We start from the raw sequence: 26,400 nt of genomic DNA, 5'->3' as shown, positions 1-26,400 counted from the left end.
TATCCGCACGCTCCGTTCATGACCCACGCGATCAGCATCGAGTCTGTCAGCAAGCGCTTTGGCAGCTTGCAGGCACTGGATGACATCAGCTTTACCGTAGAACAAGGCGAGTTCTTCGCCCTGCTCGGCCCCAACGGTGCCGGCAAGACCACCCTGATTTCGGCCATGGCAGGTTTATCGCGCCCCGATAGCGGCCACATCCGCATCATGGGCCACGACACCGTACGCGACGCCCGCAGCGCCCGCATGACGCTGGGCGTGGTGCCGCAGGAACTGGTATTCGACCCCTTTTTCAGCGTCCGCGAAGCCCTGGTGTTCCAGTCCGGCTATTTCGGTATCCGCCGCAACGATGCCTGGATCGACGAACTGCTGCACAAACTGGGCCTCACCGACAAGGCCGGCACCAATATGCGCGCGCTGTCAGGCGGCATGAAGCGCCGCGTGATGGTGGCGCAGGCGCTGGTCCACCGCCCGCCGGTGATCGTGCTGGACGAACCTACAGCCGGCGTGGACGTGGAACTGCGCCAGAGCCTGTGGGCCTTCGTGCAGGAGCTGAACAACGCCGGCCATACCATCGTGCTGACCACCCACTACCTGGAAGAAGCCGAAACCCTGTGCAGCCGCATCGCCATGATGAAAAAAGGCAAGCTGCTGGCGCTGGAAAACAAAGACAAGCTGCTGGCCCATAGCGCCAGCCGCGAAATCTCGCTAAAGCTGGCCGGCGCGCTGCCTGCCAGCCTGCAGGCACTGAAAATCCGCGAAGCCGACGGCCGCCACGTGCTGCAACTAGCCGACATCACCCGCCTGGAAGACGTGTTGCGCGAGCTGAGGTTGGCCGCAGTCGAAGTGCGCGAGCTGTCGGTACAGGAAACCGATCTGGAGCAGGTGTTCGTGAAAATGATGCATGGAGGGCGCGCCTGATGCACGGCTTCATGACGCTGTTCAAGAAAGAGATCCTGCGCTTCTGGAAGGTGGCCTTCCAGACCGTGATGGCACCGGTGCTGACCGCCCTGCTGTACCAGCTGATTTTTTCGCACGTCCTGTCGCAGCACGTGGAAGCCTACCCGGGCGTCAGCTATACCGCGTTCCTCATTCCGGGGCTGGCGATGATGTCGATGGCACAGAACGCCTTTGCCAACAGCTCGTCCAGCCTGATCCAGAGCAAGATCACCGGCAACATCGTGTTCCTGCTGCTGCCACCGCTGACGGCGCTGGAATTCTTTGCCGCCTACCTGCTGGCCGCCGTGGTGCGGGGCGTGGTAGTGGGCGCCGGCGTGCTGGCGGTCACCAGCTGGTTCGGCCTGCTGCTACCGGCGCACCCGCTATGGGTGCTGGTCTTTGCCGTGTTCGGCTGTGGCGTTCTGGGTACACTGGGCATTGTGGCAGGCATCTGGGCTGATAAATTCGACCAGTTGGCCGCCTTCCAGAACTTTCTGATCATGCCGCTGACTTTCCTGTCGGGCGTGTTCTATTCCATTAACAGCCTGCCACCCCTGTGGAAAACCGTGTCCCACCTGAACCCGGTGTTCTACATGATCGACGGTTTCCGTTACGGCTTCTTCGGCCAGGGCGACGTGTCGCCGTGGCTGTCGCTGGCGGTGGTGGCCGGCAGTTTTGCGCTTCTGGCTGGCTGGTCCTTGCATTTGATCGCCAGTGGCTACAAATTGCGTCAGTAAGACGCTACGTTTCATTAAAGCATTCCTACAGGATTCCCCATGGTTAGTGCAGACTACATCCAGAACGTCATCACCGCGTCCCTGCCCTGTGAACACATCCAGGTACTGGGCGACGATGGCACCCACTTCGAAGCCGTGATCGTGAGCGCCGAGTTTTCCGGCCGCAACCGCGTGCAGCGTCACCAGCTGGTCTACAAGGCTCTGGGTGACCGCATGCGTGCCGAGATCCACGCACTGTCGATGAAGACCCTCAGCCCGGAAGAATGGGCACAGCAACAAGGCTAAAAACAACACCATGGAAAAACTGGTCATTCAGGGCGGCACCGGCCCGCTCAACGGCGAAATCCGCGTTTCCGGCGCCAAGAACGCCGCCCTGCCCATTTTGTGCGCCGGTCTGCTGACCGCCGACACCCTCAAGCTGACCAACGTGCCGATGCTGCGCGACGTGGCCACCACGCAGAAGCTGCTACAAGGCATGGGCGTACGCGTGATGACCGACAACGTGCACGAAGTCGAAATCACCGCCGCCCAGCTGGATACCCTGGTGGCACCGTACGAGCTGGTGAAAACCATGCGCGCGTCCATTCTGGTGCTGGGCCCGATGCTGGCCCGCTACGGTGAAGCCACCGTGTCGCTGCCGGGCGGTTGCGCCATCGGTAGCCGTCCGGTGGACCAGCACATCAAGGGCCTGGTGGCGATGGGTGCCGAAATCTCCATTGAGCACGGTTACGTCAAAGCGCGCGCCAAGCGCCTGCGCGGCGCGCACATCGTGATGGACATGGTCACCGTCGGCGGTACCGAAAACCTGATGATGGCCGCAGCACTGGCCGAAGGCACCACCATCCTGGAAAACGCCGCCCGCGAACCGGAAGTGGTCGATCTGGCCCACTGCCTGGTGGCGATGGGTGCCAACATCCAGGGCATCGGCACCGACCGCATGGTGATCGAAGGTGTGGAACGCCTGCACGGCGCCCAGCACGCCATCATGCCGGACCGTATCGAAGCCGGCACCTTCCTGGTGGCCGCCGCCATGACCCGCGGCCACCTGGTGCTGCGTAACGCTGCGCCACGTGCGATGGACGTGATTCTGGACAAGCTGGCCGAAACCGGCGCCGTGATCGAATGCGGTGACGACTGGATCTCGCTGGACATGAAGCGCCGCCCGAAAGCTGTCAACGTACGCACGCTGCCGCACCCGGCCTTCCCTACCGACATGCAGGCCCAGATGATGACGCTGAACGCCATCGCCGACGGCGCTGCCGTGATGACCGAAACCATCTTCGAAAACCGTTTCATGCACGTGCCGGAACTGAACCGCATGGGCGCCAACATTGAAGTGGAAGGCAACACTGCTATCGTCAAAGGCGTGGAAAAGCTGTCCGGTGCCACCGTGATGGCCACCGACCTGCGCGCCTCTGCCAGCCTGGTGCTGGCCGGCCTGGTGGCCGAAGGCGAAACCACCGTCGATCGCATCTACCATCTGGACCGTGGCTACGAGCACATCGAGGACAAACTGAACGCAGTGGGCGCCAACATTACCCGCGTCAACTAAGCACGCTGCAAACGCTGCACCGCCCCACAACCCTGCTTGCTGCCAAGCAGGGTTTTTTGTTGCCCGCATTACCTAGCCCACCCACACACTCACCTTTCTTTTTTAAACATCACAACTAAAAACAAATACAGATAGGCGAAAAAATCACAAAACCAGCATTTTATGCAATTCAAATGCCAATAAAGTTGATAAAAATTGCCATCACCCCTGCACCCTATCGATAATGTAAAAAATATTAAACAAGGATGCGCCATGCCACACAGTATCAAGAGCAAACTGCTGATCGGTGCCGGCCTGCTGGTCTTTATCGGCTTCGCGGCCATCATCGGGCTCAATAGCTGGCTGAGCATGCGGCAAGCAGAACAGCATGTCATGCAGCACGCCAGACTGCAGGCTGCTGACGAAGCCAAACGCTTGCGCGTCCTGCTGGAACGTAGTGATACAGCTGCCGCCACACTGGCCATCGCCATGCAGTCCCTTCCAGGCAGTGGCGGCAGTGACCTGCGGCGCGTCGCTAGCCTGCAAACGCGGCAGCTGCTGGCACAGCACCCGGATGCAGTCGGCATTTTCACACTGTGGGAACCCAATGCTCTGGATGGCCGCGATGCCGAACTGGCCGGCAAACCGGAAAACGATGCCACTGGGCGTGCCGGCGTGTACTGGTACCGCAAGGATGGCAAGGAAGACGCCGTCTGGGGCGCTGAAGACGTAGAAGAAGACGCTTATTACGCCGCCCCCAAGGCCAGCCGTCAGAGCGTGATGACCGAGCCGTACGAAGACCGTGACATCAAGGTAATGATGGCCACCTTGTCACATCCGATACTGATCAACGGTAGCTTTGCCGGCGTGGTTGGTATCGATCTGGGTCTGGGCAAGTTGCAAACCCTCGCGGCACAAGTACGGCCCTACGGCGACGGCTACATGAGCATTTATTCCAACAGTGGCATGGTGCTAGGTGCTGCCGATGCGGCCCTGGTCGGCAAGCCGGACCCGGCCCTGCTACCGTCTACCCTCGCCGCCATCAAGGCTGGCCAAGCTTTCGAGTACACACAAGATAACACCCTGCATCTGCTGCAGCCGGTACAGGTTGGCCGCAACGCCATGCCATGGGCGGTACGTATCTCCATTCCGCTCGATAGCGCCTTTGCCGATACCCGCACCGCCAGCTGGAAAACCGCCGGCTTGAGCCTGGCTGCGCTGGCCGTGATCCTGCTGGCACTGGGCCTGCTGCTAGGCAAGCTGATTGCACCGCTGTCACGCCTGCAACACGCGCTGGCCGAGCTTTCCGGCGGCGACGGCGACCTCACCCGCCAGCTGCCCATCCACGGCCGTGACGAAATCGGCGCCTCGGCCACCGCCTTCAACCGTTTCAGCCAGTCACTGCGCCACATGTTGCTGGAGGTACGCGAACGCACCGGCCAGGTCAACCAAGCCGTAGGGGCATTGGCGACCGAAACGCTCGATATCAGCCAGCACTCTGGCCAGCAGGCACAAGCTGCCACCAACACCGCCAGTGCGGTAGCCCAGCTATCAGGCAGCATCAGCCGCATTGCCGACGCCGCCAGCCAGGCCGAACAGGCAGCACGCAGCGCCGGTGACGAAGCCGAGCAGGTAGCGCACAGCGTGCACAGTACCGCCAGCGAGATTGGCCGTATTGCCGATACCATCCGGCGTATTGGCGGTGTGCTGAGCGGGCTGGAAAACCGCTCTGAGCAAATCAGTAGCATCGTGCAGGTGATCAAGGACATCGCAGAGCAAACCAATCTGCTGGCCCTGAACGCAGCCATCGAAGCCGCCCGCGCTGGCGAGGCCGGGCGCGGTTTTGCGGTAGTCGCTGACGAAGTGCGCAAGCTGGCCGAACGCACCGCCACCGCCACGGTAGAGATCGCCGGCAGCATTCGCCAGGTGCAGGAAGCCAGCGCTGGCGCCGCAGGTAGTATGGAAGAAGCCATTCGCCAGGTAGAAAACGGGGTGATGCTGGCCGAACGTGCAGCAGGCTCCATCACCCAGATCCGCGAGCACAATCTGGGCGTCTTGGCCACCGTCGGGCACATCGCTGCCGCCACCGCCGAGCAGTCCACCGCCAGCCGCGACATCGCCCGCCACATCGATGCCATCCACGGCATGACCGCCGATACCGATGCTTCGCTGCACCACGCCAATGGTGCGGTGGGCGACCTGCAACGGTTGGCCGATGAACTGCAAACGCTGCTGGCCCGCTTCAAACTGTAAGGTTGGCCGCAAGGCCGGCACTATCGGCCTGCCCAAGCGGCAGGGCTTTTCATTGCGCGCCCCCACCACCAACGTTGACCGCCAGCGCCGGCGCCAGGTAACAAAAAACCCTGCCGGCTTGCGCGGGCAGGGTTGTCATCGTTAGCGCACGGGCTAGTGGCCGTCGAACGAGCACACAGTAAACAGCGGAATATCCAGACCACGCATCAGGTCGCCACCGCCCAGCTCGGGCAGCTCGATGATGCCGGCGGTTTCCACTACCTCGGCGCCCAGGCGCTGCAGCAGCTTGTAACCGGCCATCATGGTACCGCCAGTGGCGATCAGATCGTCGATCAGCACCACGCGGTCACCCGGCTTCACCGCATCGGTGTGCATTTCCACCGTGGCGTTGCCGTACTCCAGCTCGTACTCCTCGGCTACCGTGGTGAACGGCAACTTGCCCTTCTTGCGGATGGGCACGAAACCCACGTTCAGCTCGTAGGCCAGCACCGAGCCGATGATGAAGCCGCGGGCATCCAGGCCGGCCACCATGTCGATCTTCTCGCCCATATAGCGGTGCACGAAGATGTCGATCAGCATGCGGAAGGTCTTGGGGTTCTGCAGCAGCGGGGTGATGTCGCGGAACATCACGCCTTCGCTCGGCCAGTTCGGCACGGTGCGGATCCAGCCCTTCAGGTAGCGCGAGTAGTCGAGATTGCTCAGGTTTTCCATGGCCATGACCTTAGTGGAAGAACGCCAGCTTGACGATCCACAGACCGGCAATCACCAGTACCGCCGGCTTCAGGTCGGCAAAGCGGCCAGCCAGAATCTTGATGGCAGCGTAGCTGATGAAGCCGAAAGCAATGCCGTCCGCAATGGAGAAGGTAAACGGCATGGCCACCGCCGTCATTACCGCCGGAGCGGACTCGGTCAGGTCGTCCCAGTTGATCTCGGCCAGACCACGGGTCATCAGTACGGCCACGTAGCACAGCGCCGGGGCAGTGGCATAAGCCGGTACGGTCTTGGCCAGCGGCGAAATCCACAGGCAAGCCAGAAACAGGATGGCCACTACCAGCGCAGTCAGGCCGGTACGGCCACCCACGGCGGTGCCGGCAGCGGATTCAATGTAAGCGGTGGTGGACGAGGTGCCCATGGCAGCGCCGGCGGTAATGGCGACCGAGTCGGCCATCAGCGCGCGCTTCAGACGCGGCAGCTTGCCGTCTTTGTCCAGCAGACCGGCACGGTGCGATACGCCCACCAGGGTGCCGGTGGTATCAAACAGGTCGACGAAGAAGAACACGAAGATCACGCCCAGCAGGCCGGCAGTCAGCGCGCCTTCCAGATCCATCGTCATGAAGGTCGGCTCCATGCTCGGAACAGGCGCGAAAATGCCCTCGAAGCTGGACAGGCCCAGCATGATGGACAAGGCGGTTACCGTCAGCACACCGATGATGATGGAGCCGTGCACCTTGCGGTATTCCAGCGCCACGATGATGAAGAAGCCCAGAATGGCCAGCAGCACTTTCGGGTCGTGCAGGTTACCCAGGGTCAGCAGCGTCGCCGGATGGTCTGCCACCACGCCGGCGTTTTTCAGCGCGATGATGGCCAGAAACAGGCCGACACCGGCCGAAATGGCAAACTTCAGCGATTGCGGAATGGCGTTGACGATGGCTTCGCGCACCTTGAACAGGCTAACAGCCAGGAACACGATGCCAGAGATGAACACCGCGCCCAGTGCCGTTTCCCACGGCACGCCCATGCCCTTCACCACGGTAAAAGTGAAATAGGCGTTCAGACCCATGCCCGGCGCCAGCGCGATCGGGTAATTGGCCACCAGCGCCATGATGCCGGTACCCAGTGCCGCTGCCAGGCAGGTGGCAACGAATACAGCGTTGAAGTCCATGCCGGTAATCGACAGGATGGCCGGGTTAACGATGACGATGTAAGCCATCGTCAGGAACGTGGTAAAGCCGGCAATGACTTCGGTCTTGACGTCGGTGCCGTGCTCTTTCAACTTGAAGAAACTTTCTAGCATGATGACATGCCCTCCCCTCGTCTTTTGAGACGTAACTGTATGAAAAACGCGCGATTTTAACCTGAAACGCGCGTTTGTTGCGCTGCAGTTTATGGTGGCCGGCCCGGCTTAACCGCGCTCCTGCGTTGTGGTATCCTGAAATATTGCTCAAGTTCGTTAGGAAGCGCTTACATGACGCCAGCCCAAGGCTCGATTTTCATCGTGGTTGCCCCTTCCGGCGCCGGCAAAACCTCGCTGGTAGCTGCTCTGCTGCAGGCCGAACCGGGGGTAGAGCTGTCGGTGTCGTACACCACCCGCGCCCCGCGTGAGGGCGAGGTAGACGGCAAGAGCTACCACTTTGTCGACCGTGCTGCCTTTGAAGGCATGATCGCCGCCGGCGACTTCCTGGAATACGCCGAGGTCTACGGCAACTACTACGGCACCAGCGCACGCTGGCTGCGCGAACGGTTGGCCGCAGGTCGCGACATCCTGCTGGAAATCGACTGGCAAGGTGCGCGCCAAGTGCGCAAGGTATTCGGCGACGCCGTGGCCGTGTTCATCCTGCCGCCATCGCTGCCGGTGCTGGAAGCCCGCCTGCGTGGCCGCGCTACCGACAGCGAAGAGGTCATCCAGCGCCGCTTGTCCGAGGCACGCATGGAGATCGACCAGGTAGCCGAGTACGACTACCTGATCGTCAATGACAATTTCGAACAGGCCCGTCTGGACCTGATCAGCGTCATCCGTAGCCAGCGCCTGCAAGCTGCCCGCCAGTTGCAGCGCCATGCCGACGCCATTGCCGGCATGCAAACAGCGCGCTAGGGCTTTATCCGGAACGCGCAATCCCTTATCTTTTTGCTTCACCCTTTCGTGAGAGACTCAAATCATGGCCCGTATCACTGTTGACGACTGCCTGGACCGCATCCACAACCGCTTCGACCTGACCCTGGCAGCCGCCTACCGCGCTCGCCAGGTGGCATCCGGCGCCACTGCCTTTGTGGAACAAGGCCGTAATAAGCCGACCGTCGTTGCCCTGCGCGAAATCGCCGGTGGCCACGTTGGCCGCGAAATCCTCACCCGCCACAAAGGCTGATCGCCACGATGACGCCAGAGAACGCCTCCCCCATCGACTACAACGCCCTCGTTGACGCCGAGGCCGAGGCGTTATTCGAAGCCGCGTCACGCTATCTGAAACCCGAAGACGTGCAGCTGCTGCGCCAGGCTTTTGTCACTGCGCGCGACGCCCACGAAGGCCAGACCCGCAAGAGCGGCGAGCCGTACATCACGCACCCGCTGGCGGTAGCCACCATGCTCACCGACTGGCGACTGGACGCGCAGGGCCTGGCGGCGGCGCTGATGCACGACGTACTGGAAGACACCGGCGTCACCAAGCCCACGCTCACCGACCAGTTCGGCCGCACCATTGCCGACCTGGTAGATGGCCTGTCCAAGCTGGAAAAGCTGGAATACCAGACCAAGGAAACCGCGCAAGCGGAAAACTTCCGCAAGATGGTACTGGCGATGGCGCGCGACATTCGCGTCATCATCGTCAAACTGGCCGACCGCTTGCACAATATGCGCACGCTGGACGTCATGCGTGAAGACAAGCGCCAGCGTATTGCCCGCGAAACGCTGGAAATCTACGCCCCGATCGCCAACCGCATCGGCCTGAACAAGGTTTACCGCGAGTTGCAGGATCTGGCGTTCATGCATCTGCACCCCAATCGCTATCACGTGCTGTCCAAAGCAGTGCGATCGGCGCGCGGCAACCGCCGCGAGGTGGTGGACAAGATCCTGAAAGCGGTCAGTCAGCGGCTGGTAGAATCCAATATCGAAGCCACCATCAAGGGCCGCGAGAAAAACCTGTACAGCATTTACAAGAAGATGCAGGAGAAAAAGCTGTCTTTCTCCGAAGTACTGGACATCTACGGCTTCCGCGTCATCGTCAAGGACAACCCCAGCTGCTACCTGGCGCTGGGCGCGCTGCACAGCCTGTACAAGCCCATTCCCGGCAAGTTCAAGGACTATATCGCCATCCCCAAGGGCAACGGCTACCAGAGCCTGCACACCACCCTGTTCGGCCCCTACGGCACGCCGGTGGAAATGCAGATCCGCACCCGCGAAATGAACGCGGTGGCCGAAGCCGGTATTGCCTCGCACTGGATGTACAAGTCCGGTCACGCCAGCATCGACGCCGCCAAGCAGCGCACCCACCAGTGGCTGCAAAGCTTGCTGGACATGCAAGCGGAAAGCGACGACGCGGTGGAATTCCTGGAACACATCAAGATCGACCTGTTCCCGGACGAGGTATACGTATTCACGCCCAAGGGCAAGATCATCGTGCTGCCGCATGGCGCTACCCCGGTGGACTTTGCCTACGCGGTACACACCGACGTTGGCCACCGCTGTATCGCGGCCCGCGTCAACCACAACCTGGTGCCGCTGCGCACCGTGCTGCGCAACGGCGACACCGTGGACATCATCACCTCCACGCAGACCAAACCGAACCCGTCGTGGCTGAACTTCGTGCAGAGCGGCCGTGCCCGCTCCGGCATCCGCAATTACCTGAAGTCGCTGCAAACGCAAGACGCCATCCAGCTGGGGCAGAAACTGCTGCGCCAGGCCGCCAGCGCGCTGTCGGCGTTCGAGCCGGAAATCACGCCCGAGCTGGAAGAAGCGCTGCTGACGCGGCTGGGCGAACGCAACCGCCGCTTCAGCGACATCCTGGCCGATATCGGCACCGGCAAGCAGTTGGCCGCCGTGGTGGCGCGCAAGCTGCTGGAGCTGTCCGGCCAGCAGGCACAGCAGGCGGCACTGGGCCCGATTGCCATTCGCGGCAACGAAGGCGCGGCCATCCACCTGTCCAACTGTTGCAACCCGATCCCGGGCGACCAGATCGTCGGCATCGCCAAGAAAGACCAGGGCCTGCTGATCCACCGCAGCAGCTGCCACAACGTGCAGCGCGTCGAAACCGACAAGCTGCTGGAAGTACGCTGGGAAGCCCAGAAAGACCGCATGTTCGGCGTGAACATCAGCATTCTGGCGTTCAACCAGCGCGGCGCGCTGGCCGATATCGCCGCCGCCATCTCGCACGCCTCGGCCAATATCGAGACCGTGGACACCCAGGACAACCATAGCCAGGACGGCTACATCCACATCCATTTCCGCCTGCAGGTAGACAACCTGCAGCATCTGGAAAAGGTGCTGGCACAGGTACAGCAGGTAGAAGTCGTCCAGCGCGCAGAAAGACGCTAGCAGCATGCCAAGCATCCGCATCAACGGCGAAGAGCGCCACCTCGACGCCGCCATCACCACCCTCGCCGCGCTGGTAACCGAACTGGGCCTCACCGGCAAGCGCATCGCCATCGAGCGCAACGGCGAAATCGTACCGCGTAGCCAGCACGCCAACACCCCGCTTGCAGAGGGTGACGAGCTGGAAATCGTCGTCGCCGTGGGCGGCGGCTAACTTAAGCAAGGGACCAAGCGTGCAAGACCCACTGATCATCGCCGGAAAATCCTACCAATCCCGCCTGCTGGTTGGCACCGGCAAGTACCGCGACTTCCAGCAAACCGCCGACGCGCTGGACGCCTCCGGCTGCGAGATTGTCACCGTGGCCATTCGCCGCGTGAACCTGGGACAGAACCCCAACGAGCCGAATCTGCTGGACTTTTTGCCGAAAAACCGGTATACACTGCTGCCCAACACGGCAGGCTGCTACACCGCAGACGACGCCGTGCGCACCCTGCGCCTCGCGCGCGAGCTGCTGGACGACCACCGTCTGGTCAAGCTGGAAGTGCTGGGTGACCCGCATACCTTGTACCCCAATGTACGCGACACACTCAAAGCCGCCGAAACCCTGGTGAAGGAAGGCTTTGACGTGATGGTCTACACCTCGGATGACCCCATCGTGGCGAAAGAGCTGGAACAGATCGGCTGCTGCGCCATCATGCCGCTGGCCAGCCTGATCGGCTCCGGCATGGGCATCCTGAACCCGTGGAACCTGCAGCTCATCATCGAGCAATCGAACGTTCCCGTGCTGGTAGATGCCGGCGTGGGCACCGCCTCGGACGCCACCATCGGCATGGAGCTGGGTTGCGACGGGGTACTGATGAATACCGCCATTGCTGCCGCACAAGACCCTGTGCGGATGGCACTGGCCATGAAACTGGGCGTCCAGGCCGGTCGCGAAGCGTACCTGGCCGGGCGTATGCCTAAACGCTTTTATTCGGCGACACCGAGTTCGCCACGTGAGGGGGTGATTTCTTCCCGTTCAGGGTGATGCGCAGTGCACACAAATACCCGTTGCCACGCATCTGGCTTTTACAAAAGCTACAACGTTGTTTAGAATACTCATTTTTCTCGGGGCGGAAACGCCCCAAGCCAAAGAATCAAGGACCTCAGCTAAATGCCGACTATCCGCGTTAAAGAAAACGAGCCGTTCGAAGTAGCCATGCGTCGCTTCAAGCGCGCTATCGAAAAGACCGGTCTGCTGACCGAACTGCGTGCACGCGAATTCTACGAGAAGCCGACCGCAGAACGTAAGCGCAAAAAAGCTGCTGCCGTGAAGCGCCACTACAAGCGCATCCGCAGCCAGATGCTGCCGCCGAAGCTGTACTAAGCTTTCCGGTAGCACACACAAGACCGCAGGCCTGGCCTGCGGTTTTGCCATTTATGCGCTGGCTGCAGCAGCCGCTGCGGCCAACCCCACCCTTTCCAGCCTGGACACCATCATGAGCCTGAAAGCCCGCATCTCCGAAGACATGAAAAGCGCCATGAAAGCGCGCGAAACCGAACGCCTGGCCGCTATCCGCCTGCTGATGGCCGCCATCAAGCAGAAGGAAGTGGACGAGCGCGTAGAGCTGGACGATGCCGGCATCACCGCCGTGGTGGACAAGATGCTGAAACAGCGCCGCGACTCCATCACCCAGTACGAAACCGCCAACCGCCAGGACCTGGCCGACAAGGAAAAGGCCGAAATGGCCGTACTGACCGCCTACCTGCCGCAACAGCTTACCGCCGAAGAAATCGACGTGATGATTGACGGCGCCATCGCCGCCAGCGGCGCTGCCGGCATGCAGGACATGGGCAAAGTGATGGCGCTGCTGAAGCCGCACATGGCCGGCCGTGCCGACATGGGCGCGGTATCCGCCCGCATCAAGGCCAAACTGGCCGGCTAACCCAGCCGGATGATCCCGCAGGATTTCATCGACCAGCTACTGTCCCGCGTCGACATCGTCGACGTGGTGGACAGGTACGTCCCGCTGAAAAAGGCAGGCCAGAACTACATGGCCTGCTGCCCGTTCCACAAAGAAAAATCCCCGTCGTTCACGGTCAGCCCCAGCAAGCAGTTCTACCACTGCTTCGGCTGCGGCGCGCATGGCTCGGCCATCGGCTTTGTCATGGAATACCAGGGCCTGAACTTTGTCGAAGCGGTAAAGAACCTGGCCGAAGGCCTGGGCATGCCAGTGCCCGAAGAGCGTGCGGCCAACCCCGAAGCCAGCCGCGCCGCGCGTGAAAAGCAGCTGTCGCTGGAAGGCGCCCTCACCCAGGCCGCCACCTACTACAAGCAGCAGCTCAAAAGCGCCGTCAACGCCATCGGCTACCTGAAAGGCCGCGGCCTGACCGGCGAGATTGCCGCCCGCTTCGGCCTGGGCTACGCCCCCGGCGAATGGCAGAACCTGGCCAGTGTGGTCAGCGACTACCAAAGCCCGGCGCTGCTGGAATCCGGTCTGGTGATCGAAGCCGAAGACAGCGGCCGCCGCTACGACCGCTTCCGCGACCGCGTGATGTTCCCCATCCGCAACCAGCGCGGCGCCATCATCGGCTTTGGCGGCCGTGTCATCGGCAAGGGCGAACCCAAATACCTGAACTCGCCGGAAACCCCGCTGTTCGAAAAGGGCCGCGAGCTGTACGGCCTGTACGAAGCGCGTCAGGCCATCCGCAACGCCGGCTGCGTGCTGGTGGTGGAAGGCTATATGGACGTGGTGGCGCTGGCGCAATACGGCGTGGAGTACGCGGTGGCCACGCTAGGCACCGCCACCACCGGCGAACACGTCCGCAAGCTGCTGCGCCACGCCGACCAGGTGTACTTCTGCTTCGACGGCGACAAGGCAGGCCGCAAGGCCGCCTGGCGCGCGCTGGAAAACAGCCTGCCGCAGCTGGTGGACGGCAAGGCACTGCACTTCCTGTTCCTGCCGCAAGAGCACGACCCGGACAGCTACATCCGCGAGTTCGGCCGCGACGCATTCGAAGCCGCGCTGCGCGAGCAGAGCATTCCGCTGTCGGCCTACTTCACCCGCGAGCTGACCGCCAGCGTCGATTTGTCCAGCCCGGAAGGCCGCGCCGAACTGATCAAGCAAGCCAAACCCTTGCTGGACCAGATAGCCGCCCCCATGTTGGGCTATATCATCAAGAAACGGCTGGCCGAGCTGACGCAGATGGACGTCGACGAGATCGACATGCTCACCGGCCAAGCGCGCCCGGAACGCAAGGGCCGCCGCGAGTACCGTCTGCCGCGTGACTCCAGCCGCCCGGCCAGCACGCCGATGGTGCGCAAGCAGATCAAGTGGGCGCTGCTGAACCCGCAATGGGCACACTGCGTGGACGTGCGCGAAAGTCAGCAATACGACGGCGAGATGGCCACCCTGGTCGCCATCATCGAATACATTCAGGCCAGCGACCCGCTACCCAATAGCGCGCAACTGGCCGAGCATTTCCGCCATACCGAGCACGAAACCATGATCGACTCGGTATTGCACGAGTCGCTGCGCGAGCCGGAAGAGTTTGCCAACCCGGACGAGCACGACAAGGAAAGTTTCAGGCTGGGCTTTGCCCGGCTGATGGACCGCTACGACGACGAACTGGTCTCCACCCTCTCCAGCAAGGGGTACGAGCACCTCACTGCAGAAGAGCTACAGCTCCTGCGCACCCTGCTCACCCGCCGCATGCGGCCAACCTCAGGGTAGCGAGCTCGGTTAATTACACGTAGCTGTGATATAATCAATTGTTTTTTTCGGCTTTTTTCGAGCAGGAAACCAAATGGCGGCATCTCCCGACACCAAGAAACAGAACAACGAACCGGCAACCGAGCCAATGAGCCTGGAAGAGCAGCGGAAACGCCTGCGCCAGCTGATTGCTCTGGGCAAGGAACGTGGCTATCTCACGTATGCAGAGATTAACGACCACCTGCCCGAAGACGTCTCCGACGCCGAACAGATCGAAAACATCGTCACCATGATCGGTGGCCTGGGCATCCAGGTGTACGATGAGGCACCCGATGCCGAAACCCTGCTGATGTCCGACGCCACCCCTGCCGTGGCCGACGAAGACGCAGTGGAAGAAGCCGAAGCCGCCCTCTCCAGCGTGGACTCCGAGTTCGGCCGCACCACCGACCCGGTGCGCATGTACATGCGCGAAATGGGTTCGGTAGAGCTGCTGACCCGTGAAGGCGAGATCGTCATCGCCAAGCGCATCGAGGAAGGCCTGAAGTTCATGATCCAGGCGCTGTCCGCCTGCCCGGGCTCCGTGGCAGAGGTACTGGCCCTGATCGACAAGGTAGAAGCCGGCGAACTGCGCATCGACGAAGTGATCGACGGCATGATCGACCCCGAAGCCGACACCGCCGAAGCCGCCGTGGAATTTGCCGAGCCGGTGGTAGAAGACACCGAGCTGGACGAAGAAGAAGACGAAGACGAAGAAGACGAAGCTGTCGACGAAGCCGCCGTCAGCGAAGCCAACCTCGAAGAGCTGAAGCAGGAAGCGCTGGCTCACTTCGCCCAGGTACGCGAGCAATACACCGCCCTGTTGGCCGCGCTGGAAAAGCACGGCTTTGGCAGCAAGCAGTACAACGAAGCCCAGGCCGCCATCACCGAGCTGTTCATGGGCGTGCGCTTCTCTACCCGCCAGATCGAAAGCCTGTGTGAAAGCCTGCGCGCCAGCGTGAACGGCATCCGCAAGCTGGAACGCGAAATCCTGGACATCTGCGTCACCCGCGTGCGCATGGAACGCCAGTACTTCGTGAAAAACTTCCCGGGCAACGAATGCAACCTGGCCTGGGTAGAAGGCGAAATCGCCAGCGGCAAAGACTGGTCCGACGTGCTGGGCCGCTTCAAGTACGCCATCATCGAGAAGCAGACCAAGATCGCCGACATGCAGCAGAAGTCCATGCTGAGCATCAACGATCTGAAAGAGATCAACCGCCAGATGTCGTCGGGTGAAACCAAAGCCCGTCTGGCCAAGCGCGAGATGATCGAGGCCAACCTGCGTCTGGTGATCTCCATCGCCAAGAAGTACACCAACCGCGGCCTGCAGTTCCTCGACCTGATCCAGGAAGGCAACATCGGCCTGATGAAGGCGGTGGACAAGTTCGAATACCGTCGCGGCTACAAGTTCTCCACCTACGCCACGTGGTGGATCCGTCAGGCCATTACCCGCTCCATCGCGGACCAGGCGCGCACCATCCGCATTCCGGTGCACATGATCGAAACCATCAACAAGATGAATCGCATCAGCCGCCAGATCCTGCAGGAAACCGGCCGCGAGCCGGACCCGGCCGAACTGGCCGAAAAGATGGAGATGCCGGAAGACAAGATCCGCAAGATCATGAAGATTTCCAAAGAGCCCATCTCGATGGAAACCCCGATCGGCGACGACGACGACAGCCACCTGGGTGACTTCATCGAAGACTCGGTAACCGTAGCCCCGGCCGAAGCCGCCATGTACGCCAGCCTGCGCGACGCCACCAAGGAAGTGCTGGACTCGCTGACCCCGCGCGAAGCCAAGGTGCTGCGCATGCGTTTCGGTATCGACATGAACACCGACCACACGCTGGAAGAAGTGGGCAAGCAGTTCGACGTTACCCGCGAGCGTATCCGTCAGATCGAGGCCAAAGCGCTGCGCAAGCTGCGCCACCCGACCCGTTCCGAGCGCCTGCGCAGCTTCCTCGATAACGAACCGGGTAACCAATAAAGCATTTATTTGCTATAATTGACGCCCTCTAGGGCCTCTAGCTCATGCCTGGTTAGAGCAGCGGACTCATAATCCGTTGGTGCCGGGTTCGACTCCCGGGGGGCCCACCAAGAAAGCAAGGACCTGCAGCGCATGCTGCAGGTCCTTTTTCTTTGCCCTGGCACCGTACCATCACAGCCCCTACCGTCCGCCATACTCATCAACTGCACAAGCTGCACTGGGTTCATGACAACAAGCCGAAAACGTCCAGGCAGATGGCGTCTGCCCTGCATCCTGCTTACGGCGGCAACACCTTGCCAGCACACCAGTCATCCCAATATCATGACCTGATAGATACCTTCACCAAGAACATGGGCATCGCAATAGCCGTGTAGCGGCGCTGCCCGCTTGGAACTGTGTATGCCGTTACGGAGTACTGCAGCTTGGACTGCAGACATGGCGCTCAACCGGCACTCTACTCTGCTGCAACTAAGCTTCTCTTCACGATTTGTCCCAAAAGGAGCAACACCATGAATAGCAATCCGGTCGGTTGGTTTGAAATCTACGTTCAGGACATGCCCCGTGCGAAGGCGTTTTACGAGGCCGTGTTTCAAGGCACATTAGAAGAGCTGAAAAACCCGGACCCTGACGGTTTCCCAGACATGGAAATGTGGGCTTTTCCGATGGCAATGGAAAGTTCAGGCGCAGCAGGGGCGCTGGTGAAAATGGCGGGATGTCCTTCTGGCGGTAGTACCTTGGTCTACTTCTCCTGCGAGGATTGTTCAGTTGAGGCTGAACGAGCGGTAGCGCATGGAGGAAAGATACTTAAAGACAAGGTGGCTATTGGCGAGCACGGCTTTATTGCGATGATCGTCGATACCGAAGGCAATACGATTGGCCTGCATTCAATGCAATGAGCACGAGCTTGGGCTCAATGAAATGAAGCCCGACGTTTACCGCGCTTTTGAAACTGGTAGCCAAAAACTCGGTAAACGTTGGGCTTCGCTACGCTCAACCCAAGCTACGCCATCACGCCCACACCCTGTGCCCACTACTTATCCACATAAAGACTTGGTGGGCACGCTGCGCTTTGCCCACCCTACCGCCTCCCCTACCTTCATCCCACCCTGCCGCCCCCATCCGAGCCCGCCAACTGTATCCCCGTTTTGTGCCACTGCTGCCACTGATGGCCACAGTTTTAGCCCGCTACAATGGTTTGTATCCAATAAGACGTTTGCGGCCAACCTGGGCCGGCGAGGAGACACCATGACAAGCTGGCTGATGCAGGCCATTCGCAAGATCGAGGCCGATTTCAACCGTAGCAGCGACACCCACCTGATTCCGCTGGTGCTGCCGGCGGCGCCCGGCATCCAGCTGTATTTCAAGGACGAGTCCACCCACCCTACCGGCAGCCTGAAGCACCGGCTGGCGCGCTCGCTGTTTCTGTACGCGCTGAGCAATGGCTGGATCAAGGAAGGCACGCCGGTGATCGAGGCGTCCAGCGGCAGCACCGCGGTGTCGGAGGCTTACTTTGCCCGCCTGCTGGGCTTGCCCTTTATTGCGGTGATGCCGGCCAGCACCTCGTGCGAGAAGATTCGCGCCATCGAGTTTTACGGCGGCCGCTGCCACCTGGTGGACGACCCGGCCACCATCTACGACGAATCGCAGCGCCTGGCGCGCGAGCTGAACGGCCACTACATGGACCAGTTCACCTACGCCGAGCGCGCCACCGACTGGCGCGGCAACAACAATATTGCCGACACCATCTTCCGCCAGATGGCGCTGGAACCACAGCCGGAGCCGCGCTGGATTGTATGCGGCGCCGGCACCGGCGGCACCAGCGCCACCTTTGGCCGCTACGTGCGCTACCAGCAAAAACAGACGCAGGTATGCGTGGTGGACCCGGAAAACTCGGCCTTTTACGCCAGCTACGTCAGCGGCGACGCGCACTGTAGCTGCGAAGGGGGCTCCGGTGTGGAAGGCATTGGCCGCCCGCGGGTGGAGCCGTCGTTCATCCCCACCGTGATCGACCACATGATCCGCGTGCCCAACGTGGCCAGCTACGCCGCCATCCACTTTCTGGAAGAAGTGCTGGGCCGCAAGTGCGGCGGCTCTACCGGCACCAACTTCTACGGTGTGTGCCTGCTGATGGCCGACATGCTGCAGCGTGGCGAACAGGGCAGCATCGTCACCATGATCTGCGACGACGGCAGCCGCTACCTGAACAGCTACTACAACCCGGACTGGTTGGCCGCCGGCGGCCACGACATCCAGCCGTGGCTGCACAGCTACCGCCGCTTCTTCCACGATGGCGTGTGGCAGCCGCCGCAGTAAACACCCGCGCTGTCTACAAAAAAAGCCGATGGCACTCGCCATCGGCTTTTTGCTACCCCAGACGCCGTGCGGCCAACCTTAAGCTTGCTGGTACCAGCCACGGCTGGCGTTGACGACGCGTACCACCAGCAACATCACCGGCACCTCGATCAGCACCCCCACTACCGTGGCCAGCGCGGCGCCGGAGTGCAGGCCGAACAGGCTGATGGCGGCGGCCACCGCCAGCTCGAAAAAGTTGGACGCGCCAATCAGTGCCGACGGGCAGGCAACGCTGTGCTGCTCGCCCAGACGCCGGTTCAGCCAGTAGGCCAGGCCAGCGTTGAACAGTACCTGGATCAGGATGGGCACTGCCAGCAGCACGATCACCAGCGGCTGCGCCAGGATGGCCTGGCCCTGAAAGGCAAACAACAGCACCAGCGTCAGCAGCAGCGCCGCCATCGACCACGGCTGGATGGCGGCCATGGCCCGCTCGAACGCAGCCGGGCCGCGTGCCAGCAGCCACCTGCGCAGCGCCTGTGCCAGCAGCACCGGCAGCACGATGTACAACAGCACCGAGGTCAGCAGCGTAGCCCACGGCACGGCGATGCTGGACACGCCCAGCAGCAGCGCCACCAACGGGGCAAAGGCAAACACCATGATCAGGTCGTTTAGCGCCACTTGCGACAGCGTAAAGTACGGGTCGCCCCCGGTAAGCCGGCTCCACACAAACACCATGGCGGTGCACGGTGCGGCCGCCAGCAGGATCAGCCCGGCCACGTAGCTGTCCAGTTGGTCGGCCGGCAGCCACGGCGCAAACAGCTGGCGCACGAACAGCCAGCCCAGCAGGGCCATGGAAAACGGCTTGACCAGCCAGTTCACAAACAGGGTGACGCCGATGCCGCGTACGTGCTGGCGCACCTGGTGCAGCGCGCCAAAGTCGATCTTCAGCAACATGGGGATGATCATCACCCACACCAGCACGCCCACCGGCAGGTTGACGCGGGCGATTTCCATGGCGGCCAACGCGGCAAAGCCCTGCGGCCACAGCTGGCCCAGGCCGATGCCCACCACGATACAGGCGGCCACCCAGGCGCTGAGGTAGCGCTCGAACAGGCTCATGCCGTTGGCCGCAGACGGCGGCCGGGTGTCGCAAGTGCTGCTCATGCCAGCGTCTCGCCGCTCAGCGTGTCTGGCCGGCCAATGTCGTGCACTGCATGCTGCAGCGCCAGGCGGTCCAACTTGTGCAGGGGCAGGCTGAGGAACAGGCGCAGGCGGGTGGTGATGTCGCGGTAGGTGCGCACAAAGGCTTTGTGCTGCGCGGCCTCGTCGCCCGTTACCGCTGCCGGGTCGGCAAAGCCCCAGTGCGCGGTCATCGGCTGGCCGGGCCAGGCCGGGCAGACCTCTCCGGCGGCGGCGTCGCACACGGTAAACACAAAATCCATTGCCGGCGCATCGGGGCCGGCAAACTCGTCCCAGCTCTTGCAGCGTGCGCTGGCCGGGTCGTGCTGGTGCTGTTGCAGCGTGGCCAGCGTTTGCGGGTGCACAAAGCCGCGCGGGTGGCTGCCCGCGCTAAAGGCACGGAAGCGGCCTTCGCCCAGCTGGTTGAGGATGGCTTCGGCCATGATGCTGCGGGCACTGTTGCCGCTGCAGATGAACAGCACGTTGTAGACACGATCGGACATGATGTCAGGCTCCATGATAGACATCGGAATCGGGGCAACCGGCGGCGGGCAGCACGGCAATGCCAGCTCCGGGCACTGCTGTGGCTGGCCGGCGCAGCATTCATCGGTGAGGTAGGCCAGCAGTTGCTGCATCAGCGCCAGGTTGGCGCGGTAGCGCTGAAAGCGGCCTTCCTGCGCCACCGTCACCAGCCCGGCGTGGCTCATGCCTTTCAGGTGAAAGGACACATTATTGGCCGGCAGGTCCAGGTTGGCCGCAATCTGGCCGGCAACCATGCCTTCGTGGCCTTGGCGTACCAGCAGGCGGTAGATATCCAGCCGCACACCGGAGGCCAGCGCTTCGAACAGTTTGACGGCGCTTTCTTTGGGCAGGCTCATGCGTTTTCTCGGGCAGGGTTGGCCGCATGCTGCGGCAGGGCCAGCGACACCAGCGCGGCCACGGTAATAAATACGGTGGAAATCCACAGGCAGGCGGCCAGACCGTACTGCTGGTACACCCAGCCGGACAGCACGGTGCCGACGAGGCGGCCCATGGCGTTGGACATATAGTAAAAACCCACGTCCAGCGACACGCCGTCGGCCTTGGCGTAGCTCACGATGAGGTAGCTATGCAGCGACGAGTTCACCGCAAACAGCACGCCAAACAGCGCCAGCCCGCCCAGTACCACCCAGCCAGCGGGCCAGCCTGCGGCCAACCCTAAGGCCATGGCAGCGGGCAGGCCGGCCAGCAGGGCGGCCCATGCAAAAGCGCTACGGCCATCCGGCACCCTGTCCTGCTTTTTGCCGGTGATGGCTGGCGCCAGCGTCTGCACCACGCCGTAGCCGATGACCCACGCCGCCAGAAAGCCGCCTACCTGCCAGAAATCCCAGCCAAACACGGTGCTGAGGTACACCGGCAGCGCCACCACAAACCACACGTCGCGTGCGCCAAACAGAAACAGCCGCGCCACCGACAGCCCGTTGATGGCCGGGCTTTTCGACAGCAGCTCGCGAAACTTTGGCTTGGCTTTGGCCTTGCCCAGGTCTTGCCGCAGCTGCCACAGGCTGAACAGCCAGATCGCCGCCAATACCGCCGCCATGCCCAGCACCGCGCCGCCAAAGCCCAGCGTGGCCAGCAAGGCACCACCCAGAAAGAAGCCCACGCCTTTCAGCGCGTTCTTGGAACCGGTCAGCAGCGCCACCCAGCGGTACAGCGTGCCCTGCTCGCCGTCCGGTACCAGCAGCTTGATGCTGCTTTTGGCCGACATCTTGTTCAGGTCTTTTGCAATGCCGGACAGCGCCTGGCTGGCCATCACGTACGGCACGGTCAGCATGGCGGCCGGTGCGGCCAACATCAGCAGCGCCAGTACCTGCAATGCCAGGCCCAGGTTCATGGTACGGTTCAGCCCCAGCCGTGCGCCCAGATAGCCGCCCACCAGATTGGTGACCACGCCGAACACCTCGTAGAACAAGAACAGGGCGGCAATTTGCAAGGGGGCGTAGCCCAGCTGGTGAAAGTGCAGCACCACCAGCATGCGCAGCGCGCCGTCGGTGAGAGTGAACGCCCAGTAGTTGGCCGTTACCAGCAGGTACTGGCGGATGGCCGGCGACAGCGTGGAAAGCGCCTGCATCGCTTAGCCCTGGTCAGCCAGGCCCACCAGCCGCGCCAGCTCTACGGTGCGGTTGGCGTAGCCCCATTCGTTGTCGTACCAGGCGTACAGCTTCACCTGGGTGCCGTTCACCACCAGGGTGGACGGCGCATCGATAATCGACGAGCGCGGGTCGGTACGGTAGTCGATGGACACCAGCGGGCGCGGCTCGTAGCCCAGAATGCCTTGCAGCGTATGGTTGGCCGCGTGCTGCAGCGCGGCGTTGACTTCCTCGGCCGTGGTGGCGCGTTCTACTTCAAACACGCAGTCGGTGAGCGAGGCGTTGGCCAGCGGCACGCGCACGGCGTGGCCGTTCAGGCGGCCGCGCAGCTCGGGAAAGATCTCGGCAATGGCAGTGGCCGAGCCGGTGGTGGTGGGGATCAGGCTCATGCCGCTGGCGCGGGCGCGGCGCAGGTCTTTGTGCGGCTGGTCCAGAATGCTCTGCGTGTTGGTCAGATCGTGAATGGTGGTAATGCTGCCGTGGCGGATGCCGAAGGTTTCGTGAATCACCTTCACCACCGGCGCCAGACAGTTGGTGGTGCACGAGGCGGCAGTAACGATACGGTGTACGGCCGGGTCGAACAGCTGCTGGTTGACGCCCATCACCACGTTCAGCGCGCCCGCCTCTTTCACCGGCGCACTCACCACCACGCGCTTCACGCCCTGTTCCAGGTAGGCCTGCAGCACGGCCACGGTTTTCATCTTGCCGCTGGCTTCGATCACCACATCGCAGCCGCGCCAGTCGGTATCGGCAATCGCCTTGTTGTGGCTGACGCTGATGCGCTTGCCGTCAATGACGATGGCGCCGTCCACCGCGCTGGCCTCGTGGCCCCAGCGGCCGTGTACCGAGTCGAAGTTCAGCAGATGGGCGTGGGTTTCCGCGTCGCCGGCCGGGTCGTTGATGTGCACGAATTCAAACTCGGGCCAGGCCCAGGCGGCACGCAGTGCCAGGCGGCCGATGCGGCCGAAACCGTTGATACCGATCTTGATGGTCATGGTGATGTCTCGCAAACAGATTCAGGAATGGGGGGCAGCCGGGTTGAATTGCGCCAACCAAGCGCGGTGTACCGGGTGCTGGATGGCATTGGGCCGCAGCGCCTGCACCTGGGCTACCGCCTCGTCGTGCGGTACGCCGAAGGCGATCAGGATGCGGGCGGCGATCAGACCGGTACGACCCGAGCCACCCTTGCAGTGGATGGCGAGGTACTCGCCAGCACGCAAGCGGGCCAGCAGATCTGGCGCGGCAGCCTGCCAGGCGCTATCAAAATCGGCCAAGGGTGCGCTTTCGTCCGCCACCGGCAGGTGATACCAAGCCAGGCCAAGTTGGCCGCAAGTGGTACCGATACTGTCGGCAGCGTTGTGTTGCAGTTCGCTCATCGGCATCAGGCTGATCACGCCGCTGGCACCCGCCAGCTGCAGGGTGGCCAAGGCCTGGCTGACGCTGCTGTCACGCAAGCCGGGGCACGGGGTAAGCAATAGCCCGCCTTGCTGGCTGGGCAGGGGAAGCAGGTCAAAGGGATGCGGCATGGTCAGGCTCCGGTCTGGTAGCTACGGCCAGCAGCACGCTGGCAGCAGTAAAATCAATATTACAAGAACTGTTGAAATGTAGTCTATCCCTGCCAGGTGACAAATAGATGACACGTCGGTGAGATCAGGCCGCAGGCTGGCCAAAACAGCGCAGCATCCACGCTGCCGCGGGGCCGGGGGGCTGCTGGCGCAGCCACACCGCATACAGCGGCTGCCGTTGCGGCCAACCCGGCAGCGGCAGCGGGTGGAGCTCGGGTGCATAACGCGCCACCAGCCAGTCCGGCAGCTCGGCCCAGCCAAAGCCCAGCTGCGTCATTTCCAGCAGCAGCAGGTAACTGGGGGCAAACCAGCAGCGCCCTGCACTGCTGTCCGGTGCGCTGCGGGCGCTGAAGGTTTGCAGTTGCAGCCGGCGGTGCGCTTGCAGCGCGGTCGCCTCCAGCGGGCTGGCCTGCGCCAGCGGATGGCTTGGTGCCACGTAGAGCGAGGTGCTGGCCTGCTGTGCCAGCACCTGGGTGGCAAACTCGCTGCCGACACGGGCCATGCCGGGCAGCAGGCCCAGCTGGGCACGGCCGCTGCGTACCAGCGCCAGCACGTCGTCCTGCTCGCCCACCAGGCACTCCAGCTCGGTATGCGGGTACTGGTCGGCAAACGCTTGCAAGGCCGCTTCCAGGCTGCCGGTGTGAAAGGTATCGGACAGCACCAGCGTCAGCCGTGGTTCGACACCGCTTTGCAAGGCTGCGGCTTCCAGTTGCAGGCTGTCATGCGCGGCCAGCGCCTGGCGCGCCAGCGGCAACAGGCGCTGACCTTCGGCAGTCAGGGTCAGTTGGCGGCTACCACGCTGGAACAGCGTGAGGCCGAGGTCGATTTCAAGGTTGGCCAGGCTTTCGCTCAGCGTGGACTGGCGTTTGCCCAGTTGCCTGGCACCTGCCGAGATCGAACCGTGGTCTACTGCCGCGACAAACGCCATCAGCGCATCCTGACTAAATGACATATCGGCTTCTCCGATGGTAGCTAGCTTTTAGATAGCGGGAAAACCTATCACACTGCCGCCATTCCCGTCGATACAGGTGCTTCATCATGCAGACTCACACCAAAACCCCGCTGGAGCGCATCGTGCACGCCGTGCTGTACGAAGTGTGCGCCATGGCGCTGCTGGTGCCGCTGGGCAGCTGGCTGCTGGGGCACAGCCCGGCACAGATGGGCGTGCTGGCCATCATGCTCAGCACGCTGGCGATGAGCTGGAACATGCTGTTTGGCGCCTTGTTCGAGCGCCTGGAGCGTTACTATGGCTGGCAGCGTACCCCCGCGGTACGCACCCTGCACGCCATCCTGTTTGAAGGCGGCCTGGTGTTCATTTGTGTACCGGTAGTGGCGTGGTGGATGCAGGTGAGTTACTGGCAAGCGCTGCTTTTGGACATTGGCATTTTGCTGTTTTTCTTGCCTTATACCTACGTATTCAACTGGCTGTATGACCGCCTGCGCTTGCGCTGGGTAGCCTTGCCTGCCAAGTGAAGAAAGCACGCAACACCAGCAACGGTAGGGTCTTATAGATAGGTTGTCGCCACCGGGGCGGGCAGCAAGAATGGCGCATCAGGGCAGCCAGGCTGCTTACCGCAACGGATCGGAAGGCCATGAGCCAAACCCAATGGCTATTGCTTGTCGTACAGTTTTACCTCTATGGCGTGGGGTGGCTGCTGGCTATCCTGCTGATTCGCAACATGCGCCATCTGTTGTGGCAATACGGTCTGTCTTCGCTATGTCTGGCCAGCGGCATCCTGCTATGCATGCTGGTATCCCCGCAAACGCTATCGCTACCGCTGCCGTATACCCTGCTGTCGTTCGTGTTGCTGATGGGGTTTCTGTTTGCGGCCAACGGCAGCCTGCTTTTCATGCGGATGCCCGCATTTTCCTACCCCAGACTATTGCTTGCCGGCTTCTGCGCCAGCCTGCCTCTGTTGTGGCTGGGGCAACTGGGCTGGCATGACTGGCGTCTGGCGCTGCTATCACTGCAAAGCGGGGGCATCATCCTGTGGGTAACCTGGCGCGTACACGAAGCGTCACGACAGGAATTCCCCGGCATTGGTACCTGGCTGCTGCACCTGTCAGCCTATGTATTCGGCCTGTTTTTTCTACTGCGCGGCGTATTAAGGCTGATGCTGGGCGAAAACGTGGTGCCGGAGCTGTACCAGCCCAACGCCAACAATTTGCTGCAAGCAGTAATGTTCATGGTGATGTCGGCCATTTTCAACCTCACTACCACGGTGCGCATTGCCGCCCGCATGGCCAGGCAGTTGCATCGCTTGTCGCAGCACGACCCGCTCACCGGGCTACTCAACCGCCGTGCCTTGCATACCCAGCTGACCGAAACCTATTTACAACAGTTTGCCTGCTACAGCGTCGTGGTCATCGACATCGACCATTTCAAGCAGATCAACGATCAGTTAGGCCATAGCGCCGGAGACGCCGTACTGGCACGAGTGGGTGAGATTCTGGCCCGCTACAGCCAACCGCACTGTCAGGTCTACCGCCTGGGTGGCGAGGAGTTTGCCCTGATTCTGCTAGGTGAGCCGCAAGGCCAAGCTTTGCAGCTGGCAGAGACGGTTCGCCACCACATCGACAACAGCCCACCGGTCAGTCATGGCCAGAACATCAAGATTACCGCCAGCCTGGGCGTCGCCGAAGGCAATGCCAGACTGCAGCGGCTGGAGCAGGTGCTCAATAGTGCCGACATGGCAATGTATGCGGCCAAACAGCAAGGCCGCAATTGCGTCAGCCCTGCCAGACCGGGCCCGGTCATTACCCCACGGCCCGCCAGCTCGTCCTGCCCTTGAGCCACGCGCCAGCCAACAGGGCCTC

General features: G+C 62.1%; 26 protein-coding genes, 1 tRNA gene and 1 pseudogene. 19 read left to right on the top strand and 9 right to left on the bottom strand.

Going from position 1 to position 26,400, the window contains the following annotated elements; all coding sequences use genetic code 11:
- Positions 1 to 18 precede the first annotated feature (18 nt).
- The 5 genes from ACK4FZ_RS12890 (at position 19) to ACK4FZ_RS12870 (ending at position 5,460) form a co-directional block, all read left to right on the top strand.
- A complete protein-coding gene (locus ACK4FZ_RS12890) occupies positions 19 to 921 on the top strand; it encodes an ATP-binding cassette domain-containing protein (RefSeq protein ID WP_144373719.1) in 903 nt (300 codons plus the stop codon).
- Positions 921 to 1,676, top strand: a complete 756-nt coding sequence (locus ACK4FZ_RS12885; protein ID WP_409821502.1) for an ABC transporter permease — start codon at positions 921 to 923, stop codon at positions 1,674 to 1,676. Before ACK4FZ_RS12890 ends, ACK4FZ_RS12885 begins: the two co-directional genes overlap by 1 nt.
- Positions 1,677 to 1,715: 39 nt before the next feature.
- Positions 1,716 to 1,961: a BolA family protein gene (locus ACK4FZ_RS12880; protein ID WP_144373721.1), complete on the top strand. Its 246-nt coding sequence runs from the start codon at positions 1,716 to 1,718 to the stop codon at positions 1,959 to 1,961.
- Positions 1,962 to 1,971: 10 nt separating this feature from the next.
- Positions 1,972 to 3,228, top strand: coding sequence for a UDP-N-acetylglucosamine 1-carboxyvinyltransferase (murA, locus tag ACK4FZ_RS12875; RefSeq protein ID WP_144373722.1), 1,257 nt, complete (start codon positions 1,972 to 1,974; stop codon positions 3,226 to 3,228).
- A gap of 252 nt (positions 3,229 to 3,480) precedes the next feature.
- Positions 3,481 to 5,460, top strand: a complete 1,980-nt coding sequence (locus ACK4FZ_RS12870; RefSeq protein ID WP_409821499.1) for a methyl-accepting chemotaxis protein — start codon at positions 3,481 to 3,483, stop codon at positions 5,458 to 5,460.
- Positions 5,461 to 5,613: 153 nt separating this feature from the next.
- Here ACK4FZ_RS12870 and ACK4FZ_RS12865 read toward each other — a convergent pair whose 3' ends face one another.
- Positions 5,614 to 6,171 (bottom strand): adenine phosphoribosyltransferase, encoded by a 558-nt coding sequence (locus ACK4FZ_RS12865; protein WP_144373724.1) that lies wholly within the window; start codon positions 6,169 to 6,171, stop codon positions 5,614 to 5,616.
- 10 nt (positions 6,172 to 6,181) lie between these two features.
- Entirely contained in the window at positions 6,182 to 7,474 is a 1,293-nt protein-coding gene (locus ACK4FZ_RS12860; RefSeq protein ID WP_409821497.1) for an NCS2 family permease, read from the bottom strand.
- 171 nt (positions 7,475 to 7,645) lie between these two features.
- Here ACK4FZ_RS12860 and gmk point away from each other — a divergent pair, with 171 nt between their 5' ends.
- From gmk to ACK4FZ_RS12800, 12 genes are all read left to right on the top strand, one after another.
- Positions 7,646 to 8,272, top strand: a complete 627-nt coding sequence (gene gmk, locus ACK4FZ_RS12855; protein ID WP_409821495.1) for a guanylate kinase — start codon at positions 7,646 to 7,648, stop codon at positions 8,270 to 8,272.
- A gap of 64 nt (positions 8,273 to 8,336) precedes the next feature.
- A complete protein-coding gene (gene rpoZ / locus ACK4FZ_RS12850; RefSeq protein WP_017509856.1) occupies positions 8,337 to 8,543 on the top strand; it encodes a DNA-directed RNA polymerase subunit omega in 207 nt (68 codons plus the stop codon).
- A gap of 8 nt (positions 8,544 to 8,551) precedes the next feature.
- On the top strand, positions 8,552 to 10,705 hold the full coding sequence (locus tag ACK4FZ_RS12845) for a RelA/SpoT family protein (RefSeq protein ID WP_409821493.1): 2,154 nt from the start codon (positions 8,552 to 8,554) through the stop codon (positions 10,703 to 10,705).
- Positions 10,706 to 10,709: 4 nt separating this feature from the next.
- Positions 10,710 to 10,916, top strand: a complete 207-nt coding sequence (gene thiS, locus ACK4FZ_RS12840) for a sulfur carrier protein ThiS (RefSeq protein WP_409821491.1) — start codon at positions 10,710 to 10,712, stop codon at positions 10,914 to 10,916.
- A 19-nt stretch (positions 10,917 to 10,935) separates the two neighbouring features.
- Positions 10,936 to 11,730 carry a thiazole synthase gene (locus tag ACK4FZ_RS12835; protein WP_144373730.1) on the top strand — a complete coding sequence of 265 codons (795 nt, stop codon included), beginning with the start codon at positions 10,936 to 10,938 and terminating at the stop codon, positions 11,728 to 11,730.
- 126 nt (positions 11,731 to 11,856) lie between these two features.
- The gene (gene rpsU / locus ACK4FZ_RS12830) at positions 11,857 to 12,069 is read left to right on the top strand and encodes a 30S ribosomal protein S21 (RefSeq protein ID WP_144373731.1); all 213 of its coding nucleotides are present in this window, start codon (positions 11,857 to 11,859) and stop codon (positions 12,067 to 12,069) included.
- A gap of 112 nt (positions 12,070 to 12,181) precedes the next feature.
- Positions 12,182 to 12,628, top strand: coding sequence for a GatB/YqeY domain-containing protein (locus ACK4FZ_RS12825; RefSeq protein WP_409821489.1), 447 nt, complete (start codon positions 12,182 to 12,184; stop codon positions 12,626 to 12,628).
- A gap of 9 nt (positions 12,629 to 12,637) precedes the next feature.
- On the top strand, positions 12,638 to 14,416 hold the full coding sequence (gene dnaG / locus ACK4FZ_RS12820) for a DNA primase (protein ID WP_409821487.1): 1,779 nt from the start codon (positions 12,638 to 12,640) through the stop codon (positions 14,414 to 14,416).
- Between the two features lie 73 nt (positions 14,417 to 14,489).
- Positions 14,490 to 16,418, top strand: a complete 1,929-nt coding sequence (gene rpoD / locus ACK4FZ_RS12815) for an RNA polymerase sigma factor RpoD (RefSeq protein ID WP_144373734.1) — start codon at positions 14,490 to 14,492, stop codon at positions 16,416 to 16,418.
- 31 nt (positions 16,419 to 16,449) lie between these two features.
- Positions 16,450 to 16,528 (top strand) — tRNA-Ile (locus ACK4FZ_RS12810).
- A gap of 399 nt (positions 16,529 to 16,927) precedes the next feature.
- Positions 16,928 to 17,314 carry a VOC family protein gene (locus tag ACK4FZ_RS12805; protein ID WP_409821485.1) on the top strand — a complete coding sequence of 129 codons (387 nt, stop codon included), beginning with the start codon at positions 16,928 to 16,930 and terminating at the stop codon, positions 17,312 to 17,314.
- 349 nt (positions 17,315 to 17,663) lie between these two features.
- Positions 17,664 to 18,731, top strand: coding sequence for a PLP-dependent cysteine synthase family protein (locus ACK4FZ_RS12800; RefSeq protein WP_409821483.1), 1,068 nt, complete (start codon positions 17,664 to 17,666; stop codon positions 18,729 to 18,731).
- A 78-nt stretch (positions 18,732 to 18,809) separates the two neighbouring features.
- Here ACK4FZ_RS12800 and arsB read toward each other — a convergent pair whose 3' ends face one another.
- From arsB to ACK4FZ_RS12765, 7 genes and pseudogenes are all read right to left on the bottom strand, one after another.
- Positions 18,810 to 19,874 (bottom strand): ACR3 family arsenite efflux transporter, encoded by a 1,065-nt coding sequence (gene arsB, locus ACK4FZ_RS12795; protein ID WP_409821481.1) that lies wholly within the window; start codon positions 19,872 to 19,874, stop codon positions 18,810 to 18,812.
- The gene (locus tag ACK4FZ_RS12790; protein WP_409821559.1) at positions 19,871 to 20,392 is read right to left on the bottom strand and encodes an arsenate reductase ArsC; all 522 of its coding nucleotides are present in this window, start codon (positions 20,390 to 20,392) and stop codon (positions 19,871 to 19,873) included. Before ACK4FZ_RS12790 ends, arsB begins: the two co-directional genes overlap by 4 nt.
- Positions 20,393 to 20,581: 189 nt before the next feature.
- Positions 20,582 to 20,767: pseudogene (locus ACK4FZ_RS12785) on the bottom strand (winged helix-turn-helix domain-containing protein); the annotation flags it as partial.
- Positions 20,764 to 21,999, bottom strand: a complete 1,236-nt coding sequence (arsJ, locus tag ACK4FZ_RS12780; protein WP_409821479.1) for an organoarsenical effux MFS transporter ArsJ — start codon at positions 21,997 to 21,999, stop codon at positions 20,764 to 20,766. The gene arsJ and the pseudogene ACK4FZ_RS12785, both read right to left, overlap by 4 nt.
- A gap of 3 nt (positions 22,000 to 22,002) precedes the next feature.
- A complete protein-coding gene (locus ACK4FZ_RS12775; RefSeq protein WP_409821477.1) occupies positions 22,003 to 23,013 on the bottom strand; it encodes an ArsJ-associated glyceraldehyde-3-phosphate dehydrogenase in 1,011 nt (336 codons plus the stop codon).
- Positions 23,014 to 23,034: 21 nt separating this feature from the next.
- Entirely contained in the window at positions 23,035 to 23,544 is a 510-nt protein-coding gene (locus tag ACK4FZ_RS12770) for a tyrosine-protein phosphatase (protein ID WP_144373194.1), read from the bottom strand.
- A gap of 124 nt (positions 23,545 to 23,668) precedes the next feature.
- Positions 23,669 to 24,535: a LysR family transcriptional regulator gene (locus ACK4FZ_RS12765; protein ID WP_409821474.1), complete on the bottom strand. Its 867-nt coding sequence runs from the start codon at positions 24,533 to 24,535 to the stop codon at positions 23,669 to 23,671.
- A gap of 86 nt (positions 24,536 to 24,621) precedes the next feature.
- Between ACK4FZ_RS12765 and ACK4FZ_RS12760 the strand changes: the two genes are divergently transcribed.
- Positions 24,622 to 25,056: a multidrug/biocide efflux PACE transporter gene (locus tag ACK4FZ_RS12760; RefSeq protein WP_409821472.1), complete on the top strand. Its 435-nt coding sequence runs from the start codon at positions 24,622 to 24,624 to the stop codon at positions 25,054 to 25,056.
- A gap of 119 nt (positions 25,057 to 25,175) precedes the next feature.
- Positions 25,176 to 26,375: a GGDEF domain-containing protein gene (locus ACK4FZ_RS12755; RefSeq protein WP_409821470.1), complete on the top strand. Its 1,200-nt coding sequence runs from the start codon at positions 25,176 to 25,178 to the stop codon at positions 26,373 to 26,375.
- Positions 26,376 to 26,400: the final 25 nt, after the last annotated feature.

The organism is Vogesella sp. (assembly GCF_046297735.1).
Classification (GTDB): domain Bacteria; phylum Pseudomonadota; class Gammaproteobacteria; order Burkholderiales; family Chromobacteriaceae; genus Vogesella; species Vogesella urethralis.
This window is presented reverse-complemented; position numbering and strand designations above follow the sequence as displayed.

Coding starts and splice junctions, on each gene's coding strand:
- arsB (WP_409821481.1), bottom strand. CDS start 19,874: ATGAGCAGCACTTGCGACACCCGGCCGCCGTCTGCGGCCAACGGCATG.
- ACK4FZ_RS12775 (WP_409821477.1), bottom strand. CDS start 23,013: ATGACCATCAAGATCGGTATCAACGGTTTCGGCCGCATCGGCCGCCTG.
- rpoZ (WP_017509856.1), top strand. CDS start 8,337: ATGGCCCGTATCACTGTTGACGACTGCCTGGACCGCATCCACAACCGC.
- ACK4FZ_RS12880 (WP_144373721.1), top strand. CDS start 1,716: ATGGTTAGTGCAGACTACATCCAGAACGTCATCACCGCGTCCCTGCCC.
- ACK4FZ_RS12760 (WP_409821472.1), top strand. CDS start 24,622: ATGCAGACTCACACCAAAACCCCGCTGGAGCGCATCGTGCACGCCGTG.
- murA (WP_144373722.1), top strand. CDS start 1,972: ATGGAAAAACTGGTCATTCAGGGCGGCACCGGCCCGCTCAACGGCGAA.
- ACK4FZ_RS12765 (WP_409821474.1), bottom strand. CDS start 24,535: ATGTCATTTAGTCAGGATGCGCTGATGGCGTTTGTCGCGGCAGTAGAC.
- thiS (WP_409821491.1), top strand. CDS start 10,710: ATGCCAAGCATCCGCATCAACGGCGAAGAGCGCCACCTCGACGCCGCC.
- ACK4FZ_RS12805 (WP_409821485.1), top strand. CDS start 16,928: ATGAATAGCAATCCGGTCGGTTGGTTTGAAATCTACGTTCAGGACATG.
- ACK4FZ_RS12845 (WP_409821493.1), top strand. CDS start 8,552: ATGACGCCAGAGAACGCCTCCCCCATCGACTACAACGCCCTCGTTGAC.
- ACK4FZ_RS12770 (WP_144373194.1), bottom strand. CDS start 23,544: ATGCCGCATCCCTTTGACCTGCTTCCCCTGCCCAGCCAGCAAGGCGGG.
- ACK4FZ_RS12800 (WP_409821483.1), top strand. CDS start 17,664: ATGACAAGCTGGCTGATGCAGGCCATTCGCAAGATCGAGGCCGATTTC.
- ACK4FZ_RS12890 (WP_144373719.1), top strand. CDS start 19: ATGACCCACGCGATCAGCATCGAGTCTGTCAGCAAGCGCTTTGGCAGC.
- ACK4FZ_RS12870 (WP_409821499.1), top strand. CDS start 3,481: ATGCCACACAGTATCAAGAGCAAACTGCTGATCGGTGCCGGCCTGCTG.
- ACK4FZ_RS12865 (WP_144373724.1), bottom strand. CDS start 6,171: ATGGAAAACCTGAGCAATCTCGACTACTCGCGCTACCTGAAGGGCTGG.
- ACK4FZ_RS12790 (WP_409821559.1), bottom strand. CDS start 20,392: ATGTCCGATCGTGTCTACAACGTGCTGTTCATCTGCAGCGGCAACAGT.
- gmk (WP_409821495.1), top strand. CDS start 7,646: ATGACGCCAGCCCAAGGCTCGATTTTCATCGTGGTTGCCCCTTCCGGC.
- rpoD (WP_144373734.1), top strand. CDS start 14,490: ATGGCGGCATCTCCCGACACCAAGAAACAGAACAACGAACCGGCAACC.
- dnaG (WP_409821487.1), top strand. CDS start 12,638: ATGATCCCGCAGGATTTCATCGACCAGCTACTGTCCCGCGTCGACATC.
- rpsU (WP_144373731.1), top strand. CDS start 11,857: ATGCCGACTATCCGCGTTAAAGAAAACGAGCCGTTCGAAGTAGCCATG.
- ACK4FZ_RS12860 (WP_409821497.1), bottom strand. CDS start 7,474: ATGCTAGAAAGTTTCTTCAAGTTGAAAGAGCACGGCACCGACGTCAAG.
- ACK4FZ_RS12825 (WP_409821489.1), top strand. CDS start 12,182: ATGAGCCTGAAAGCCCGCATCTCCGAAGACATGAAAAGCGCCATGAAA.
- ACK4FZ_RS12885 (WP_409821502.1), top strand. CDS start 921: ATGCACGGCTTCATGACGCTGTTCAAGAAAGAGATCCTGCGCTTCTGG.
- ACK4FZ_RS12755 (WP_409821470.1), top strand. CDS start 25,176: ATGAGCCAAACCCAATGGCTATTGCTTGTCGTACAGTTTTACCTCTAT.
- arsJ (WP_409821479.1), bottom strand. CDS start 21,999: ATGCAGGCGCTTTCCACGCTGTCGCCGGCCATCCGCCAGTACCTGCTG.